Source organism: Hominimerdicola aceti, assembly GCF_025567495.1.
Classification (GTDB): domain Bacteria; phylum Bacillota; class Clostridia; order Oscillospirales; family Ruminococcaceae; genus Hominimerdicola; species Hominimerdicola aceti.
The window spans coordinates 292,964-312,441 of record NZ_JAOQJZ010000001.1 but is presented as its reverse complement, the minus strand read 5'-3'; the positions used below and the strand labels follow the sequence as shown (position 1 = coordinate 312,441).

General features: G+C 44.6%; 17 protein-coding genes. 8 read left to right on the top strand and 9 right to left on the bottom strand.

The window, feature by feature from the left end:
- Positions 1 to 9: 9 nt before the first annotated feature.
- The 8 genes from OCV57_RS01625 (at position 10) to OCV57_RS01590 (ending at position 9,122) form a co-directional block, all read left to right on the top strand.
- Positions 10 to 534, top strand: a complete 525-nt coding sequence (locus OCV57_RS01625; protein WP_267300286.1) for a nucleoside recognition domain-containing protein — start codon at positions 10 to 12, stop codon at positions 532 to 534.
- Positions 521 to 1,039, top strand: a complete 519-nt coding sequence (locus tag OCV57_RS01620; protein ID WP_267300285.1) for a spore maturation protein — start codon at positions 521 to 523, stop codon at positions 1,037 to 1,039. The genes OCV57_RS01625 and OCV57_RS01620 overlap by 14 nt, the downstream gene beginning before the upstream one ends.
- A gap of 67 nt (positions 1,040 to 1,106) precedes the next feature.
- The gene (hcp, locus tag OCV57_RS01615; RefSeq protein ID WP_267300284.1) at positions 1,107 to 2,669 is read left to right on the top strand and encodes a hydroxylamine reductase; all 1,563 of its coding nucleotides are present in this window, start codon (positions 1,107 to 1,109) and stop codon (positions 2,667 to 2,669) included.
- Positions 2,670 to 2,805: 136 nt separating this feature from the next.
- Positions 2,806 to 4,275: a DUF2130 domain-containing protein gene (locus tag OCV57_RS01610; RefSeq protein WP_195220221.1), complete on the top strand. Its 1,470-nt coding sequence runs from the start codon at positions 2,806 to 2,808 to the stop codon at positions 4,273 to 4,275.
- A gap of 30 nt (positions 4,276 to 4,305) precedes the next feature.
- Positions 4,306 to 5,166 (top strand): YitT family protein, encoded by an 861-nt coding sequence (locus OCV57_RS01605; protein ID WP_267300283.1) that lies wholly within the window; start codon positions 4,306 to 4,308, stop codon positions 5,164 to 5,166.
- Positions 5,167 to 5,328: 162 nt separating this feature from the next.
- The gene (gene cdaA, locus OCV57_RS01600) at positions 5,329 to 6,210 is read left to right on the top strand and encodes a diadenylate cyclase CdaA (protein ID WP_041337229.1); all 882 of its coding nucleotides are present in this window, start codon (positions 5,329 to 5,331) and stop codon (positions 6,208 to 6,210) included.
- Positions 6,198 to 7,469 carry a CdaR family protein gene (locus tag OCV57_RS01595; protein ID WP_267300282.1) on the top strand — a complete coding sequence of 424 codons (1,272 nt, stop codon included), beginning with the start codon at positions 6,198 to 6,200 and terminating at the stop codon, positions 7,467 to 7,469. Before cdaA ends, OCV57_RS01595 begins: the two co-directional genes overlap by 13 nt.
- A 60-nt stretch (positions 7,470 to 7,529) precedes the next feature.
- Complete coding sequence (locus OCV57_RS01590) at positions 7,530 to 9,122, top strand: NAD(P)/FAD-dependent oxidoreductase (RefSeq protein ID WP_267300281.1); 1,593 nt, start codon at positions 7,530 to 7,532, stop codon at positions 9,120 to 9,122.
- A gap of 155 nt (positions 9,123 to 9,277) precedes the next feature.
- On the opposite strand, the gene OCV57_RS01585 is transcribed toward OCV57_RS01590, so the two are convergent.
- The 9 genes from OCV57_RS01585 to recA all read right to left on the bottom strand — a co-directional run bounded on the left by OCV57_RS01585 (position 9,278) and on the right by recA (position 19,450).
- Positions 9,278 to 10,714, bottom strand: coding sequence for a glycoside hydrolase family 26 protein (locus OCV57_RS01585; protein WP_267300280.1), 1,437 nt, complete (start codon positions 10,712 to 10,714; stop codon positions 9,278 to 9,280).
- A 467-nt stretch (positions 10,715 to 11,181) separates the two neighbouring features.
- Positions 11,182 to 12,063, bottom strand: a complete 882-nt coding sequence (locus OCV57_RS01580) for a peptidylprolyl isomerase (RefSeq protein WP_022287052.1) — start codon at positions 12,061 to 12,063, stop codon at positions 11,182 to 11,184.
- An 11-nt stretch (positions 12,064 to 12,074) separates the two neighbouring features.
- A complete protein-coding gene (gene cysS / locus OCV57_RS01575; protein WP_117927021.1) occupies positions 12,075 to 13,490 on the bottom strand; it encodes a cysteine--tRNA ligase in 1,416 nt (471 codons plus the stop codon).
- Positions 13,491 to 13,515: 25 nt separating this feature from the next.
- Complete coding sequence (gene cysE, locus OCV57_RS01570) at positions 13,516 to 14,232, bottom strand: serine O-acetyltransferase (RefSeq protein WP_325206966.1); 717 nt, start codon at positions 14,230 to 14,232, stop codon at positions 13,516 to 13,518.
- A 250-nt stretch (positions 14,233 to 14,482) separates the two neighbouring features.
- Positions 14,483 to 15,061, bottom strand: a complete 579-nt coding sequence (pgsA, locus tag OCV57_RS01565; protein WP_195387773.1) for a CDP-diacylglycerol--glycerol-3-phosphate 3-phosphatidyltransferase — start codon at positions 15,059 to 15,061, stop codon at positions 14,483 to 14,485.
- A 16-nt stretch (positions 15,062 to 15,077) separates the two neighbouring features.
- Positions 15,078 to 16,406: a 30S ribosomal protein S12 methylthiotransferase RimO gene (rimO, locus tag OCV57_RS01560; protein WP_117903626.1), complete on the bottom strand. Its 1,329-nt coding sequence runs from the start codon at positions 16,404 to 16,406 to the stop codon at positions 15,078 to 15,080.
- Between the two features lie 309 nt (positions 16,407 to 16,715).
- Positions 16,716 to 17,564: a hypothetical protein gene (locus OCV57_RS01555; protein WP_267300279.1), complete on the bottom strand. Its 849-nt coding sequence runs from the start codon at positions 17,562 to 17,564 to the stop codon at positions 16,716 to 16,718.
- A gap of 11 nt (positions 17,565 to 17,575) precedes the next feature.
- Positions 17,576 to 18,196, bottom strand: a complete 621-nt coding sequence (locus OCV57_RS01550) for a regulatory protein RecX (protein ID WP_117863259.1) — start codon at positions 18,194 to 18,196, stop codon at positions 17,576 to 17,578.
- Between the two features lie 3 nt (positions 18,197 to 18,199).
- The gene (gene recA, locus OCV57_RS01545; RefSeq protein ID WP_051706859.1) at positions 18,200 to 19,450 is read right to left on the bottom strand and encodes a recombinase RecA; all 1,251 of its coding nucleotides are present in this window, start codon (positions 19,448 to 19,450) and stop codon (positions 18,200 to 18,202) included.
- Positions 19,451 to 19,478 lie beyond the last annotated feature (28 nt).

Sequence of the window (19,478 nt, the reverse complement as noted above, 5' to 3'; positions counted from 1 at the left end):
AAAGGCGACATGACAGCAGTATCAGCGGCTTCTCTTGAAGGCTGTAACAAAGCGGTGGAGCTTGTCATATACCTGAGTGGCTCGATGTGTCTTTGGGGCGGACTTATGAAGATATGTGAAAAGGCTGGCATAACAGCGGTCATTGCCCGTATGCTATCCCCTGTCACAAGGCTACTATTCAGAGATGCCGCACACTGCCCCGAGGTCATGAATGCTGTGACAATGAACCTGACCGCAAACCTTTTAGGATTAGGCAATGCCGCCACACCCTCAGGCATAGCCACAGTGAAAGCCATGCAGAAGCTTCCGCCCACGGCACGAAAGAAGTGCATTTCTATGCTTGTGGTGCTTAACACGGCTTCCATTCAGCTTATCCCCTCCACCATTGCGGCAATGCGCCTTGAACATGGTGCAGTATCCCCCTTTGACGTAACGCCTGCTATCATTTTCTCCTCCCTTATCTCCGTGACCACAGGCTGTCTTATGGTCTATGCCCTCAACCTCAGAAAGGACGAACGCCATGAATTTCGGTGACATTTTCGTGCCTGCGCTTATGGTTTTTATACTTTGCTATGGGCTTGTGAAAAAGGTGGATATAGTGAATGTGTTCTGCGAGGGTGCGGCTGAAAACCTCAAAATCGCCGTGGGGCTGATACCAATGCTAATTCTGCTTATGACAGCAGTTGGAATGTTCACATCATCAGGGGCGGCTGATATTATAGCAAAACTGCTCCGACCTGTGACCACTTTTCTAGGCTTTCCAGAAGAGTGCATACCCCTTGCCATAGTCAGACCCATTTCAGGGAGCGGCGCACTCGCCTGCCTTGAAACCATTCTTTCAAGCGTTTCCCCTGACAGCTACAGCGGACGTGTAGCAAGCGTTTTAATGGGGTCAACGGAAACGACATTCTACACCATAGCAGTATATTTTTCAGCCATAAAACAAAAGGCTTATCCCTCGGTATTTGCAGCGGCGTGCCTTTCAGACCTTATGGGATTTGTATTCTCTGCACTGGCTGTTAGGCTGTTTTTCTCATAAAACGCAGGAATAAATTTCACATATCGGTACATAATAGACCTATCACAAATATACGGAGGTCTTACCAGTGAAAGATATGTTTTGTTTCCAGTGTCAGCAGACTGCACACAACACAGGCTGTGACGGAAAAGTAGGCGTATGCGGCAAAAAAGCCGACACAGCAGTTTATCAAGACGAGCTTATCGGTGCACTTATCGCCCTTGCAAATGCCGCAGAAAATGGCTCGTCAACTGAAAAAACAGATATGCTCATACTCAAAGGGCTTTTTACGACTATCACGAACGTGAACTTCAATAATGTCACCATAAAACAGCTCACAGAGGAGATACACATTGAGCGAAACCGCATCAACTCTCAGAAGTTTGATGACTACGACATGAAAAAACTGTGGAACGATCATGAGGATATCCGCTCACTGAAATCACTTATCCTCTTCGGAATAAAGGGTATGGCGGCGTATGCTTATCACGCACAGGCACTTGGCAAAACTGACAGCGAGGTGACAAGCTTTTTCTACAAGGCTCTGCGTGCCATAGGCAGTGAGAACGACCCTGAAAAGCTGTTGGGGCTGGTGCTTGAAACAGGCAATGTGAACCTGAAATGTATGGCACTTCTCGACGCTGCAAACACTGACGCATACGGCGACCCTGTCCCTACAGAAGTTCCACTGACCATTGAAAAAGGGCCTTTTATCGTCGTGAGCGGTCATGACCTGCACGATATGAAACTTCTCCTTGAGCAGACCAAAGACAAGGGCGTGAACATCTACACTCACAGTGAAATGCTCCCTGCCCATGGTTATCCAAAGCTCAAAGCCTATCCGCAGCTAAAGGGCAATTTCGGCACAGGCTGGCAAAATCAGCAGACGGAATTTCACAATATCCCTGCACCGATACTTTTCACAACAAACTGCATAATGCCTGTCCGTCAAAGCTACTGCGACAGAGTTTTCACCACCTCTATCGTGTCATATCCTGAGCTTGTGCACATTGGCGACGACAAGGATTTTACGCCTGTTATAGAAAAAGCCATTGAGTGCGGCGGCTATGACGAGGACAGAGAAATGACAGGTATGAACGGCGGTCACACAGTAACAACAGGCTTTGCACACAACGCAGTGCTGTCAAATGCCGAAAAAATAATAAGCCTTGTGAAAGAGGGCAGGATAAAGCACTTCTTCCTCATAGGCGGCTGTGACGGTGCGTCACCGAGCAGAAGTTACTATTCCGACTTCGCAAGGCTCACGCCGCCTGACAGCCTTATCCTCACTCTTGCCTGCGGAAAATACCGCATAAACGATATGGATCTCGGCACTATCGACGGCATACCAAGAATACTTGACTGCGGACAGTGCAATGACGCATACTCAGCCATAAAGATAGCCCTTGCACTTGCCGAGGCGTTCGACTGCGGCGTGAACGATCTGCCGCTGACACTTGTGCTTTCATGGTATGAGCAAAAGGCAGTGTGCATACTTCTCACCCTGCTTTCATTGGGCATAAAGAACATCTACCTCGGACCGACCCTCCCTGCATTCGTTTCAAAGGGAGTGCTTGATGTTTTAGTGGATAAATTTCAGCTTACTCCTATCAGCACCCCCGAAGAAGATATAAAGAGAATACTTGGCTAATAAGCCGCAAACGCAGGAGCGTGGTAATACGTTCCTGCGTTTTTGTCGTAAAAAAATCTTCTTCATTTCTTGTATAAGGGAATAAAATATGGTATAATCATATTAAAGAAAAAATAAGAAATCGGAGGTACATAAAATGTCTGAAATAAAATGTCCCCACTGCGGAGAGGTATTCAAAGTTGATGAACAGGGCTATGCGGCTATCGTGGCACAGGTAAAAACGGCTGAGTTTGATAAAGAGCTTGACAAGCGTGTGGCTGACGAAAAAGACAAGGCTTTGAAGCTTGCTAAGCTTGATTTTGACAGCAAGTATACAAAGGCTGTCAATGATAAGGATATGGAGATACAAAAGCTGAAAGCGGCTGCGGCTAACGGTGAGAGTGAAAAGACACTTGCTGTCACAAAGGCTCAGGAAAGCACAAGAGCCGAATATGAAAAAATGCTTGAGCAGCTAAAGGAGCAGATAAGTCAAAACGAAAAGCTTATCGCACAGCTTACCGCTCAGACCAAATCTATGACCACAGAAAAAGAACTTGCCATATCAATGGCTGTGGAGAAAGCAAGATCGCAATTCAACAGCGAAAAGGACAAGCTCAGGCAGGAGATATCTCAGCGTGATATGCAGATACAGCAGCTCAATTCTGAGCATACTCTGCAAATGCAAAAGTCAGAAAATGAATATAAAGCGGAGATAACACGTCTTGAAACGGATATCAAAAATAAGGATACTGAAAAGGCTTTGGAGCTTACCACTGCACTTTCAAAAGTGGAAAGTGAGAAAAATTCCACTATTGCAGAGCTTAATGCACAGATAAAAAGTAAGGACGAAGCTATCGCATACTACAAAGACCTAAAAAGCCGTCTGTCTACAAAAATGGTAGGCGAGAGCCTTGAACAGCACTGCATGAACGAGTTCAACAAGATAAGAGCTACCGCATTCAGAAACGCTTATTTTGACAAGGATAACGACGCAAGCTCAGGAAGCAAGGGCGACTTTATATACCGCGAATGTGATGAAAATGGTGTGGAGATAATATCCATAATGTTTGAAATGAAAAACGAGCAGGACACCACCTCCACCAAGAAAAAGAACGAGCATTTCTTCAAAGAGCTTGACAAGGACAGGCGTGAGAAAAAATGTGAATACGCTGTACTTGTTTCACTTTTGGAAAGCGACAGCGAGCTTTATAACGCAGGCATCACAGATGTTTCATATGCTTATGATAAAATGTATGTAGTCAGACCTCAGTGCTTTATACCGATAATCACCATACTGAGAAATGCCGCCATGAATACCCTTTCCTATAAGGAAGAGCTTGAAAAGGTACGCAACGAGAATATCGACATAACAATGTTTGAGCAAAACATCAACACTTTCAAGGAGGGCTTTGCCCGAAACTATGAACTTGCAAGCAGACGTTTTGGCGAAGCTATCACAGAAATAGACAAGTCTATAGCACATCTCACAAAGATAAAAGAAAATCTTATTTCATCGGAAAACAATCTGCGCCTTGCAAACAAAAAGGCTGACGCTCTCACTATCAAGAGCCTTACCAAAAATAACCCTACCATGCAGAAAAAATTTGCCGAGCTTAAAGGAGAATAATTGCTGATATATGAAAGGAGTGGCAAAGCCATGAAAAAAGATATCAGAAAAGACATTTTCACAATTATCGCCGTGACTGTCGCCGCCTTTCTAATGGCGCTAAACACAAAGACCTTTGTAAACACAGGCGGTCTTTACCCAGGCGGAATGACAGGAATGTCCATACTCATACAGCGTGCAGTGAAACAGCTTGCAGGCATAATGCTTCAGTTCAGCATCATAAACATAACGCTGAACATAATCCCCGTGTATATCGGTTTCAGATTTATCGGCAAAAAGTTCACAGCTTTTTCCTGCGTGATGATACTGCTCAACAGCTTTTTCACCGACCTTATCCCCAATCACATAATCACCCAGGACGTACTTCTCATAAGCATCTTTGGAGGAATGATAAACGGCGTTGCCATTAGCCTCTGCCTTAATCGTGGCGCAACATCAGGTGGAACTGACTTTATATCCATTTATCTTTCAGAGAAAAGCAATATGGACACCTTCAATGTTATACTTGGCTTCAATGCGGTCATATTGTGCGTTGCAGGCTTTATGTTTGGCTGGGACAAAGCACTGTATTCTATCATCTTTCAATATGCTTCAACAACCGTTTTGCATATGCTCTACAAAAAATTCCAGCAAAGCACCTTGCTTATCGTAACAAACAAGCCCAAAGAGATAGCAGACGCTATTTATGCAGTGAGCCAGCATGGCGCGACCATACTTGACGGCGAGGGGTCTTATGAACACTGCGAAAGACAGATCGTCTATTCAGTAGTATCAGCGGCACAGACCAAAAAGGTCATACACGCTGTAAAAGAAGCCGATCCGAAAGCCTTCATAAACGAAGTAAAAACACAAAAACTCTCAGGAAGATTTTATCTGCCAAAAGAGAGCTGATACAGAAGCGGACTGAAAAAGGTCCGCTTTTTATTAAAAAAATCTTGTTCAACCCTTGTACTTTGCGAAAAAATATGATATACTATTAATATATATAAAATCATCTGTATTTGTTTTGTTTTTTTCATTACATTTACAGAAATTATCGAAAGGGTGTGAACTATGCTTGACAGTATCGCTTATGTTATAAACGCTATTTGGGGCGTTTTTACATCAATAGGTCTTAATGACATTGTCGATATTGCTATCCTCTCCTTTCTGATATTCCACGGCATAAAGCTTATTCGCGAAACAAGGGCGCAGCAGCTCACAAAAGGTATCCTTATACTTATAGGTTGCTACCTGCTTGCAGTATTCTTTAATTTGCAAACTATCAGATTTTTGCTAAGGATCTGCTTCCAGTGGGGCTTCCTTGCTCTTATCATAATGTTTCAGCCTGAACTCAGACGTGTTCTTGAAAAGGTTGGACGAACAAGTCTGGGTGGCTTTAATTTCTTTAGCTCAAGTGACTCTGACGACAACACCGAACATTGGAAAAAAGCTATTGACGCTATATGTGATTCTGCCGCAAGTCTTTCTTCCACCAAAACAGGTGCGCTTATAATCTGTGAGAGAAAGACAAAGCTTGGGGAACAGATAGCTACAGGAACGATACTCAACTGCATACCGTCAACAGCGATATTCGGAAACATATTCTTCCCGAATACACCGCTCCATGATGGTGCTGTAATAATCAGAGACGGAATAATACTTGCGGCAGGCTGTTTCTTGCCAAGACCGCAGAAAGACGAACTTATAAACAAACAACTCGGTTCAAGACACCGTGCAGCTATCGGAATGAGCGAAAACTCTGACGCAATAGTCGTCGTGGTATCTGAGGAAACAGGCAACATCTCAGTTGCCGAAAACGGAGAGCTTACCAGAGGATATTCAAAAGACTCTCTGAAAAGACTTCTGGACAATCGTCTTTTGCCTGAAAAGGACGCTAATTCCATTAGAGAAAATTCTTTTGCAGGAAGGGTGATTTCAAAATGGAAAAAGTAAAAAAGGCTAAAAAAGAAAATCGCCATGGTGCAGACTTTGGTTTGAGGATACTTTCCATAATCATAGCTGTAATAATATGGTTTGCTCTTTCTATCACTCAGTATCCTACAATAAACAAGACTATAACAAACGTTCCTGTTGTGTTCTCACTTGACGGAACGCAGGCAAAAGAAAAAGGACTTTCCGCACTCAACTATAAGGATATCTCCGTAGATGTTGAGATAAAGGGCATGAACTATGAGATAGGCAGCTATACTGCCGCAGATCTTGTGGCAACTGTCAATCTTGATGACGTAACAAAAGAGGGTACCTACGACCTTGACATCGATGTCAAGTCATCACATTCCACCGACAAGGTAACTGTAGTTTCTGTCAACCCTGACACTGTTTCTGTGGAGTTTGACAGACTTACCACAAAGACTATCCCACTCACCGCAGAAGCCCCGCTCATAAGCGCTGAGGAGGGCTATATCCTTAAAGAAACTACCACATCGCCAAGCGAGATAACAGTTGAAGGTCCGAAAAATGACCTTGACAACATAAGCAAAGCAGTGGCACAGATCTCAAAATCAAAGAAAATATCCGAGGACACGACTATCAACACACAGGATATCGTATTCTATGACGATGACGACAACGTTGTTGATCCATCTAAAATAGAAGTCAAGGATACAAAGTCTGTCGATGTGAATTTTGTTATCTACAAGAAAAAGACAGCAAAGCTAAAGGTAGATATCTCTAATTGTACGGATAATTTTGATGTCAACTCACTGCCACTGAAGCTTTCCGAGGAAGAGATTTCTGTGGTATCGCCAAATCTTGACGACTCAGATACAGAAACGCTCACTATCGGCTCCATAAAACTTTCAGAGATAAACCTTGCAAAGGTGTTCAGCTTCAAGATCCCTCTCAACTCAGGTGAGATCAATATGAATGGCGATGAAAACGTTCGTGTATCCTTTGACTCAAAGGGATACACCTCGAAGGAGTTCACCATAACATCAGACCATATCATCGCAACGGGCAAGCCGTCAGGCAAGTCCACTGAGATAGAAACAAAAAAGCTCACAAACGTCAAGGTCTACGGTCCTGAAGATGTGATAAACAATCTTAAAGACAGCGACTTATACGCTGAGGTCAATCTCAGCGACATAATTGACTCTGGTTCTTATGCTCGAGAGGCTATAATCTATTCACCGACCTACAACAACGTTTGGGGTTTCGGCAAAAACGAGATACAGATAGTTGTTTCAGACTAATAGAATTTTATCGGGACGATCTATTCGTCCCGATTTTTCGGTAAAAACGCAGGAGGATATATGCCAATAATAGTAAATCAAATAAGTTCCCCCCTTAACGCATCAGAGCAGGAAGTTATCTCCGCCGCTCTGAAAAAGCTAGGCAGTGCCTCAAAGCACGCCATAGACTGCGAGATACACAAAAGCTCTCTTGATGCACGAAAGCGCAACGACATTCACTTTGTCCACTCAGTTTTCGTGACACTTGACAGTGCCGACCTTGAAAAGAAGCTTTGTGAGAAGAACACTTCCCTGACCTATGTTGAGCGCAGTGTTTACAAACCTGTCATATCCACAAAAAAAGCAGAGGGCAAAGTTGTCATTGCAGGTTTTGGACCAGCAGGAATGTTCGCAGGGCTTGCCCTTGCCGAGCAGGGATATAGACCGATTATTTTAGAGCGTGGCAGCTCAATGGAAAAACGTACTGCATCGGTACAGAAATTCTGGCTCACAGGCGAGCTTGACACCAATTGCAACGTGCAATTCGGTGAAGGTGGTGCAGGCACATTTTCTGACGGCAAGCTCACCACACGAATAAAAGACCCTCTTTGCAGATATGTTCTTGAACGTTTCGTGGATTTCGGTGCGCCGAAAGAGATCCTCACAAAAGCTAAGCCGCATATCGGCACTGACAATCTGCGAAATATCGTCACGGCTATCCGAAAAAGGATAATAGAGCTTGGGGGCGAGGTAAGATTTGACACTGCCCTCACTGATCTGGCTATCGCTAACGGAAAAGTGCAGACTATATCAGCAGGTGACAAGAACGAAAAAGTGTCTGCCGTTATACTTGCTATCGGTCATTCCGCAAGGGATACTTTTGAGCTTTTGCAGTGCAAAAACATCTTTCTAGAGCCCAAGCCGTTCTCTGTTGGCGCAAGAATAGAACATAAGCAGGCGGCTGTTGACGAAAGCTTATACGGTGACCATGCAGGCAATCCACTGCTTCCAAAGGGTGAATATCAGCTTTCATGGCGTGATAAAAACGGCAGAGGTGTTTACACTTTTTGTATGTGTCCAGGCGGTACAGTTGTGCCGTCAGCTTCTGAAAGCGGAGGCACTGTCACAAATGGCATGAGCGAGTTTGCCCGTGACGGTGAAAACGCAAACGCTGCAGTTGTCGTGGCCGTTACCCCTGACGACTTTGGTCACTGCCCACTTGACGGAGTGGCTTTCGCACGGTCTATAGAGCAAAAAGCTTATACTCTCACAGGCTCATATAAAGGCGCAGGCACGACAGTTGGCGGATTTCTTGATGGCAAGCCTGAAATAGCAGGCACAGTTTCACCCACCTACGCACTTGGCTGTAAGGCGACAGAGCTTCGTGATGTATTCCCTAAATTCGTGACGGATATGTTGGAGGGCGGCTTGCAGAATTTCTCACGAAAAATGAAATGCTTCGGCGATAAAGGTGCAATGCTCACCGCACCTGAAACCCGTACAAGCTCCCCTGTTCGCATTACACGAAACGCAGATATGGTTTCCCTGAGCGTGGAAAATCTCTATCCCTGCGGCGAGGGTGCAGGCTATGCAGGAGGCATAATGTCCGCCGCCGTTGACGGTCTTAAAGCCGCAATGCAGATAATGGCAAGACAAGCACCGTGTGATAAATAACAAAAAAAGCCGTTTGCTGTACAAAAACTCGTACAGTAAATGGCTTTTTATTGTAGGGGCGAACACTGTTCGCCCGTTTACCTACACTCGTTTGTATAAGCCGAAATATCACACAAAAAGGGACGGCAAAACCGTCCCTTAAATTATGTCTGAAATTAAAGCTCAACTGGCTCGAATCTGATACGGATATCAGGAAGCTTCTTGATCTCTGTGTAGCTGTTCATAAGTCCGTCCTCAATAGACAGATCATTCTCACCGCTTGCAGGAGGAGCAAAAAGTCTGAGAGTCAGGTCAGCCTCACCCTCCAGCGGCTTCTCAAAGAAAGCTGCCATAAGGTCGATCGTCTTTGCCTCAGGTGACTTATAGAACCACTTGCCGTTTATCTCCATCATGATGTTTGAATCATCATCAAATGTAACCTCGCAGAAGTGTGGATTCTTTTCAAAGTGGAGAGGGATCTCAAGACCCTCAGCGTCCTCAGAACCGCCCCAACGAAGCGTGCATGGCAGTGTAACCTCGTCGCCTCTTGTCATTGTAGGCTTGAAGAAATCATCGTGGATAATTTCCTTGTATGTCTTCATAACAGGCTGCTCGATACCGCAGTCAGCATAGTTAGGATCCTGAATTTCAAGACCAAGACGTCCTCTGTCTCTGAACTGATAGAATGTGAATCCTGAGAACCAGTCCTCACCGTCAGCCTTGAGCATATCGCAGAATTCCTTTACCATTGCTGCCTGATCGTATGGACCTGTAACATCACCGTCAGCGTTGAACTCGCTCATTACCATTGGCTTTGTAACGCCTCCGTTTATCTCCTTGAATCTCTCAAAAGAACGCTTTGTCATATTGTATATGTCCTTGACATTGCTTCTGCTGTGGCTTGTGCCGCCTCTTTCAGCAACGTCATAAGGCCAACCCCAGTGAAGAGCCATGTACTTGTCAACAGACCAGATGTCTGTCTCCTTGACAGCCTGTGAAAACTCTGCTTCCTTTTCGATCTCGTTCTTGTTAAGATCTTCAATGCCACCGATACAAAGAATAGTAGAAACGTTTGGTGCATATTCCTTAAGTATCTTATTGAAACGGCAGTAGAAATCAGCAACTTCCTGATAAGTACATCTCTTGTTGAATGAGAACCAGTTGCCTGTAGCTTCATGGTTTATTCTAAGAAGAAGTCTGCCGAAAGGTCTAAGGTCATTTGCGATAGCGATAAGCTGTTCGTCTGAAACGTGTGGGTCAACTGTGAGTGTGAGTGTAACGTCCTGTCCATGACGTCTTACATCTCTCATGAAGGTAAAAGGCTCGCCCTCTGTGTTGCCCTCAAGACCGCCCTTGTATGTGAAATAATCATCATATGGATAATCCCATGCAAAAGAAACATCTTCGTCTTTCATTACCTCAGAAATTCTTCCAGGGAACTCCTTATCCAGCGGATAGTAGCAGTACATAAGGCTTATGCTTCTGTGTGGTCTGCCCATTTTGTTGAGAATGTAATCCTGATTTACATACTCTCCACGCTCAGAGCCATCACCCAAATCAACAGCACATTTTGCCTTACCCATATGCAATGAGTAGATCTTGTATTCGCTCATAAATTTTCCTCCTATTTTAAAGACAGGACTTTCCTGCCTATTCTGTTACCAAAAAAAATTCGTTAATATCGTCCAATACCCTTGAAAGCTCAACTCTCGGCTCAACGCACATAAAATTCAGGCACTGCCGAAATTTTTTCACACATGGACTTGGTTTTAAGTTTACCACAATAAGCTCATAAAGTCAAGAACTGTGGCTCGGCCAACGTTATTAATGTAATTTACAATATAAGCGTCATGTCTAATATAATAAAATTTATGTTTCATATTCTTATATTAAGTATAAAATCTTCTGATTTTAAGCCTTGATTCATACGAAAACAATGTTAAAATCTTTATGTTCTAAAGAGTAGTATAGCAGAGCTTAATACAAATTTATAGTGAAATAAACAAATAAATAATGAATTTTCAGTGAATATAAAAAGCGAACAGGCATACACCCGTTCGCTTTAATTGATATGATTAATTTACATCTCCGAGCTTGTGTCTGCACTGTCGACCGCACTCTCAGAAACCTCAGAACTATCCGCACTGCCTGCAAAAGCATTGCTGTTTTTATTCTCTCCGTAGGTAGACATATACACCTTTGTGAATTGTATGTCCTCCCTAGGCTTCAGCGTCTCAGAGTCAGCCACATCAGTACCGCATATCTCGTCATAAATATCCAAGCCATCATATACCTGACCGAAAACAGTATACTGCTGAGAGAAATTCAGCACACCGCCATATTTCTCAAAAGCATCGGTGATATCCTCAGGGATATTGTTGCTGTCTGCAAGCTTGCTGTCAAGCTCCGCCTGCTCCTCCTCGGTAAGGTCATAGTTATCCACAAAAAGAAGATAGCTGTTTGAAACCTTCTTCTTGCTGAACAAGTGACCTTGCTCCTGCGTGTATGCACAAAGCGCACCTTTTAAAGGCCACAGGTTTTTTGAATACTCCGCCTCGATAGTAGTAGTGTCAGTGTCAGAAGTTGTCTGACCGTCAGCCTGCTTTGTTCCGCCTATAAAATACACACCGTCCTGCACCATGCTCACATAAGTGCCGTCATAATAGCCCTTTTCCACAAGTCCAGTGAAAAACTTGCAATAGTTCGGTGCTTCATCAGGGAAAAGCACAGCCTTGAAAGTTCCCTTATTTGTTTCAAAAACCACCACAGGGCTGTCATCGGCAGGTTCGTCCATCTGTATCACCTTTGCATCAGTATAGTCTATATCGTTCTTGCTGCTGCCAGTGCAGGCGTAAAAGAGAACAAAGATTATAACAAAGCAAATTGCTATAAGTGAAAACTGAAAATACGTCTGAAACTGTTTTCTGCGGTATGGACCCAGATCCTGTTTATTTTTGCTCATTTAAAGCTCCTTTACTTTTTCTTTATCTTTGTGCCCTGTCTTGTTTCCTCAACGATATAGCCAAGCTCGCCTATCTTATCTCTCAGCTCGTCGGCCTTTGCAAAGTCCTTAGCCTTTCTTGCAGCTTTACGCTCCTCAACAAGCACCTTGACCTCCTCAGGGATATCCTCTTCACCGTCAGCACTGAGCTTCTTTGCAGCTTCTATCAGACCAAGTGAAAGCACCTTGTCAAAATCCTCAATAAGGGCAAGCTTTGTTTCATTGTTAGTGTCAGCTTTAAGAACGTCATACAGAACAGTGATAGCATTTGAAGTGTTTATATCGTCATCAAGTGCCGCCTTGAAGCTACCCTTGAACTTCTCAAAATCCTCAAGCTCCACCACCTCGTCAGGCTTCTTGTCAGCCATAAGCTGTGCTATCCTTGCAGTGAGCTTGTTGTATGCAGTCTTTGCGTTGTCAAGGTTTTCGTATGTGAAAACAAGTGACTTTCTGTAGTGTGACTGCAAGCAGAAAAATCTGTATACCAGTGGGTCATAGCCCTTTGACTCCAGCAGTGAAACAGTAAGGAACTCGCCCTTAGACTTTGACATCTTTCCGCTGTTTGTGTTAAGGTGCAGGATATGGAACCAGTAGTTGCACCACTTGTGACCAAGATAAGCCTCAGACTGTGCTATCTCGTTTGTGTGGTGTGGGAAAGCGTTGTCGATACCACCGCAGTGAATGTCAAGTCTTTCGCCAAGATGCTTCATGGAGATACATGAACACTCGATATGCCAGCCAGGGTAGCCAACGCCCCAAGGAGAATCCCATTTAAGCTCCTGATCATCGAACTTAGACTTTGTGAACCACAGTACAAAGTCAGCCTTGTTGCGCTTGTTTGTGTCCTCCTCAACGCCCTCACGAACGCCGACCTCAAGATCTTCCTCATTAAAATTGTGGAAAACATAATACTCTTTCAGCTTTGAAGTATCAAAATAGATGTTTCCGCCTGCCTCATAAGCATAGCCCTTGTCCATAAGAGCAGATATCACCTTGATAAAATCACCAATACAGCCCGTTGCAGGCTCAACAACGTCAGGTCTTTTGATATTTAGCTTCTTGCAGTCCTCAAAGAAAGCGTCAGTGTAGAATTTTGCGATCTCCATAACAGTCTTATGCTCACGCTTTGCGCCCTTGAGCATTTTATCATCGCCTGTATCGCCGTCAGAAGTAAGATGACCAACGTCAGTGATGTTCATTACTCTCTTTACGTCATAACCGTCATAGCGGAGATACTTTTCCAAAACGTCCTCCATTATATAGCTTCTCAGATTGCCGATATGGGCATAGTGATAAACTGTAGGACCGCAGGTATACATTGACACCTTGCCCGGCTCGTTTGGTACAAATTTTTCGATCTTGTGAGTAAGCGTGTTATAAATGTTCATTTATCTTTACCTCTTTCCTTATATTTTACTGCTCTTTCTTTCCAATCTTTTCAAGCTCAGCCACTCTCTTTTCCAGCTTAGCTATCTGTATTCTTGTCTGGCAAAGCTCCTGAGCCACAGGGTCAGGGATATGCACCTGATCGAGGTCGCAGGTGCGCTTGCCGTTCTGCTTAACTATCCTTGCAGGCACGCCCACAGCCGTTGAGTTTGCAGGCACAGGCTCAAGAACTACCGCATTTGCGGCTATCTTTGCATTGTCCCCCACAGTGAATGGTCCAAGCACCTTTGCACCGCACCCTACCATAACATTGTTTCCAAGAGTCGGGTGTCTTTTACCGTGGTCTTTACCTGTTCCGCCAAGGGTACAGCCCTGATACAGCAGGCAGTAATCGCCTATCTCAGCGGTCTCACCTATAACAACACCCGAGCCGTGGTCGATAAGCAGACCCTTGCCTATCTTAGCACCTGGGTGTATCTCGATACCTGTCAACATTCTTGCAAACTGCGAAATACATCTTGCGATGACCTTGTGCTTGTGAACATAGAACCAGTGCGACACCCTGTAAAAAGCCACAGCGTGAAGCCCCGAATATGTGAGGATCTCCAGCGTGCTAGTTGCCGCAGGATCTCTGTCCTTTATAGTCTGAATATCATGCTTTATATTTTCCAAAATCGTCATATCTATCTCTCCCTTTCTAAGAAAAAACCTCCGGAATGGCGTTTCACCACTCCGGAGGCAGATTATGATCTACGGTCCCACTCCGATTTCCTGCACAAAATTTTGTACAGCTCAATATCTTTAACGCAGACCCTACGGAGAGGAATACTAAGCTTTCGCCGTTGTTCGCTCCCTGCTGTCAGCCGCACTTCACTGAAAGTCCTTGAAGCCTTGCACCAAACGGCTCCTCTCTGAAAATTACCTTACAGCTACTCTTGCTGATACGCATTTATATATTAAGTTATCATATGCCGCAACACGTCGGCAGGCCACATTATTTGCCCGAATCTATATACTTCCAGTATCCCTTAAGATAAACTGCGCCAGAAATGACTGTCAGCACAACAGCTATCCAAATGAGTATCTCGTTTACGATAAACACAGGTGTTCCCCATGTGTAATTAGGACTACCCTTTGGCGTATCATTAATTATCTGAAGCACCATTATAGCAATAAGAGCAACCATGGTGAAAGCAGTTTTCAGCTTGCCCCATATTCCTGCTGCGACCACAACGCCCTCGCTAGCCACAACAAGTCTAAGACCCGTTACCATAAACTCTCTCGCAAGTATCAGTACCACCGCAACAGGGTCTATCCAACGTTCAAATGTGAAGCAGATAAGCGCCGTCATAACAAGAAGCTTGTCTGCAAGCGGGTCAAGAAACTTTCCGAATGTTGTAACAAGATTGTGCTTTCTTGCTATCTTGCCGTCAAACCAGTCTGTAATTGAAGCCGCAGCGAACACGATAAGCGCAAACACCATGTGATGCGGTATCTTGAAAAGCAGCACGAACAGCAGGAAAAACGGTATCAATATTACTCTAAGCACTGTAAGTTTATTTGGCAGGTTCATATCAAATTCCTTTCATCTACATTTTTGAGCCGATAAGGTCATAATCCATAGTATCGTCAATTTTTACCTTGACATACTCGCCGACCCTAACTTTATCCTCGCTCAGGAAGAATATCTTTCCGTCTATCTCAGGTGCGTCCGCCTGACTTCTGCCGTAGTAACACTCGGCATATCTGTCAAAGCCCTCGCAAACCACCTCGACTTCGCTGTCGAGAGCAGCCTCATTAAGGCTGTCGGAAATAATCATCTGTTCTTCCATTATTATCTCCGCTCTGCGCTCTCTATCCTTTAAAGGCACCTGATCTTCAAACTTCTCCGCAGGCGTACCCTCCTCAGGCGAGTAAGCAAAACAGCCGAGCCTTTCAAAGCGAATTTCCTTTACAAACTCGCAAAGCTCTTCAAACTGTTCCTCAGTTTCCCCTGGGAAGCCTGTGATAAGAGTTGTCCTCAGCGTAACGTTCGGTATCTTTTCTCTTATCTTCTTTATAAGCGCCGTAAGAGTCTCTCTGTCCCCATGGCGGTTCATTCTTTTAAGTATGGTCTTGTTGCAGTGCTGTATAGGCATATCAAGATACTTTACAAGCTTGTCCTCTTTAGCGATAACGTCCAGCAATTCGTCCGTTATCCTCTCAGGATAGCAATAAAGCGTTCTTATCCACTTGAAGCCGTCTATCTCACAAAGTGCAGTGAGCAATTCAGGGAGCATAGACTTGCCGTATATATCCTCGCCATAGCGTGTTGTATCCTGCGCCACAACTACAAGCTCCGTAACGCCGTTCTCAGCCAGCCATCTGGCTTCCTTGACGATATCCTCCATGCGTCTGCTTCTGTATTTTCCTCTTATAGACGGGATAGCGCAGTAAGTGCAGTTGTTGCTGCAACCCTCGGCTATCTTTATATATGCATAGAAAGGCTCAGTAGAAATAATTCTTCCGCCCTCCATGGAAAGCTCAGTTTTTGCGCCATAAGAACAGACTGCCTGCTTATCCAGCAGTATCTCTCTTATGATATCGCAAATTTTTCCGTTAGAGCCTATTCCCACAACAGCGTCAAGCTCAGGGATCTCCTTTTTCATTTCGTCACGGTATCTTTCAGCAAGACAGCCCGTAGCTATTACCGCCTTTATCCTGCCCTCCTGCTTGAGAGTACAGAACTCAAGTATAGTGTCTATAGCCTCCTGTTTAGCCGACTCGATAAATCCACAGGTATTGATAATGACCACATCAGAAAGGGCTGCGTCAGAAACTATCTGAAAACCCTCTTTGCGCAGATCATAGAGCATATGCTCAGCGTCCACCTGATTTTTAGGACATCCGAGAGAAACCATTCCCACTCTAGTTGCCATGAAAAAATCTCCAATCCTACACCGCCAATGGACGGCATAAAGTATCACAATAATCTATCTTATTATCTCACTTTTACACAGTTTTGTCAAGCCCTTTTAGTCACTATTGTATGACAAAAATCAAAATATTTATGAAATTTCCACAAAGCCAAAAGCATACAGAAAGTAAGTCCGGCATGATCCCAAAAGAAATCCCCGAAAGCTGCAACTTTCGGGGGTTTCATTTGTGTGTCACTGTGAACACGATCAATCTCGTGGTTACCTATATTATACACCACGCCATTTATTTTGTCAAGCACTTTTGCACCGTCAGTTTTTCTTCTCAGGGTAAGTAACAGTTATCTCTGACCCTGCTTCCTGCGACCAAACAACATAATCAAGCTTTCCTTCATCAATAAAAACAGTGAAATATGTATCCTTAAGCTCCTCAGGAAGCTGTTCCTTTATCTTTTCTATGAACTTATCCGTCTCTGTGGAAATGTAGTTCATGTACTCAAACTTGTAGCTCTTGTCTTTTGAAAGCTCCGTGACCGCCTTTTCTGCCGCCTCATATACCGCCTGAGCGTTAGCCTCAGCCTTTTCCGAGTTTTCGTCAGTGATTATGCCGTCTGCGTAAGCCTGTGCCTTAGAGCCTGCAAAGCAAACTTTCCAATCATTGTCCTTATCAAGCACCATAAGAATATACTGCGATGACGTGACCTCTCCCTCAGAGCTGTCATAAGCTATGGTCACATAAAGCTCAGCCGCCTTTGAATACTCCTCCGAGATGTTCACCTTGTCGATAAAGCCGCACTTATCCTTGTCAAAGCTATATCTTACTCCGCTTATCTGCTCGTCCTCACCGTATTCATTGTCGCCGCCCATGTTCTTTTTCATATATTCATAGTCAGCGGCATAATCGTCTGTCATAAGCTTAACCATTGATTGGTCAAACTCAGCGTTTGCGGCTTTAAGATACATTGCCGCAACGTCCTTTGCCTCTTCAAGCGGGTCAGCGGCTTCTTCGCTTTCCGTATCAGTTCCCTGCGTTGTCACAGCGTTCTCACTGCCCTGAACATTTTCCGCAGGCTGAGAGCTGTCTGTGCCGTCAAAGCTCAGCGAACAGCCTGTCATGACCGCCGCACTCAGTATAGCCACCGCAAAAATGATCTTTTTCATTCTTTGCTCCTTTATTCGTCGCCGTACTCCTGTTTTATGTCAGCAAGCACCTCTTTTATTATGTCGTATGAATACCCCAAACGCACAAGGGCGTTTTTTACCTTTATGTCACCCTTTTCTCCGTCAAGATATCTGAGATACTTTCGCTCCACAAGTTCATACAGCCGTTCGTATGTACCCTCGCTGTATTCCTCCAGAGCTTCCTCTATTATAGGCTTCGTAAGCCCTTTCTGTCTCATCTGCTGATAAGCACGGTAATATCCGTATTTACGCACTTCCACATAAGTCCTCGCAAGCCCCTGAGCATACCGCCTGTCGTTGACCGTCCCAAGCTCCAGCATCTTATCCATTACAGCGTCGCATATCTCCTCACTGTAATTCTTTTCAAGCTTTTTATAAAGCTCCACATAGGAATAGTCCCTGTAATCAAGGAGATACAAAGCCCTTTCCTTAGCCTTTCTGAACTCGTTGTCAAAAACTATCTTCTCCCAAGCAGACTCAGGCATATCAAGCCCTGCTCTCAGACCATAGGCAGACACTATCTCGTAGTTGAGAAAAGCCGTTTCGCCCTCCTCGAACTCTATCATGTATGTACTGCCCTTGTATTTTGAAACGCCCGTTATTTTAAGCATTTATCAGTCACCAAGCTCGCTTATGTCAACAGGAGCGAACTCCTCGAAGTCCTCCTCAGGCTTTGCCACAACAGACTTGTCGCTTGCCGCCTTGCGTATCTTCTTCTCAGGCTTGTCAGCAGCCATATCCTCATTTGCACTCTGAGCCGCCGCACCTGCGTTAGCCTTTTCTTCAAGCTTCTTGGCCTTTTTATCTTTCTGCGCCGCAAGCACAAGCTCCGCCTGATGTTCCTTTATCTTGGCTTCTATCTCGTCCATGATATCAGGATTGTTCAGCAGGAACTCCTTAGCGTTGTCACGTCCCTGACCAAGCTTCATATCGTTGTAGCTGAACCAAGCTCCGCCCTTCTTAACGATATCAAGATCGACCGCCATGTCAAGCACCTCGCCCACACGGGAGATACCCTTGCCGTACATGATATCGAACTCGCACTCCTTGAACGGCGGTGCTACCTTATTCTTTACCACCTTGCACTTTGTTCTGTTACCAATGACCTCAGAGCCGTTCTTTATCTGCTCTCCACGTCTGACCTCTATTCTTACAGAAGCGTAGAACTTCAAAGCACGTCCGCCTGGAGTAGTTTCAGGGTTTCCGTACATAACACCTATCTTCTCACGGACCTGATTGATAAATATGGCCGTTGTATTGGACTTTGCGATAACAGATGTGAGCTTTCTCATAGCCTGAGACATAAGTCTTGCAAGCTGACCAACGTGAGTGTCGCCCATTTCACCGTCTATCTCAGACTTTGTTACCATAGCCGCAACCGAGTCGATAACGATACAGTCGATAGCACCTGAACGTGCCAGAGCCTCGGCTATCTCCAAAGCCTGCTCACCACTGTCAGGCTGAGAAACAAGCATATTGTCTATATCAACGCCAAGCTGACCTGCATAAACAGGGTCAAGAGCATGCTCAACGTCGATAAAAGCTACCTCTCCGCCCATTTTCTGTGTTTCTGCGATAACATGAAGTGCGACCGTTGTCTTACCTGATGACTCAGGTCCGTATATCTCAATAATTCTTCCTCTCGGCACTCCTCCAATACCAAGCGCCATATCAAGGGTCATTGAGCCTGTCGGTATAGCCTCAATATCCATAGCCTTAGCCTCGCCAAGCTTCATGATCGCACCCTTGCCGAACTGCTTTTCAATATATGCTATCGCTGTGTCAAGAGCCTTTTTCTTTTCCTCTGCGTCAGTTATTTTTACTACCGTCTTAACGGCTTCTTTTTTCTTCTTGTCTATCGCCATTTTATATGACCTCCCTATCTTATCGGTG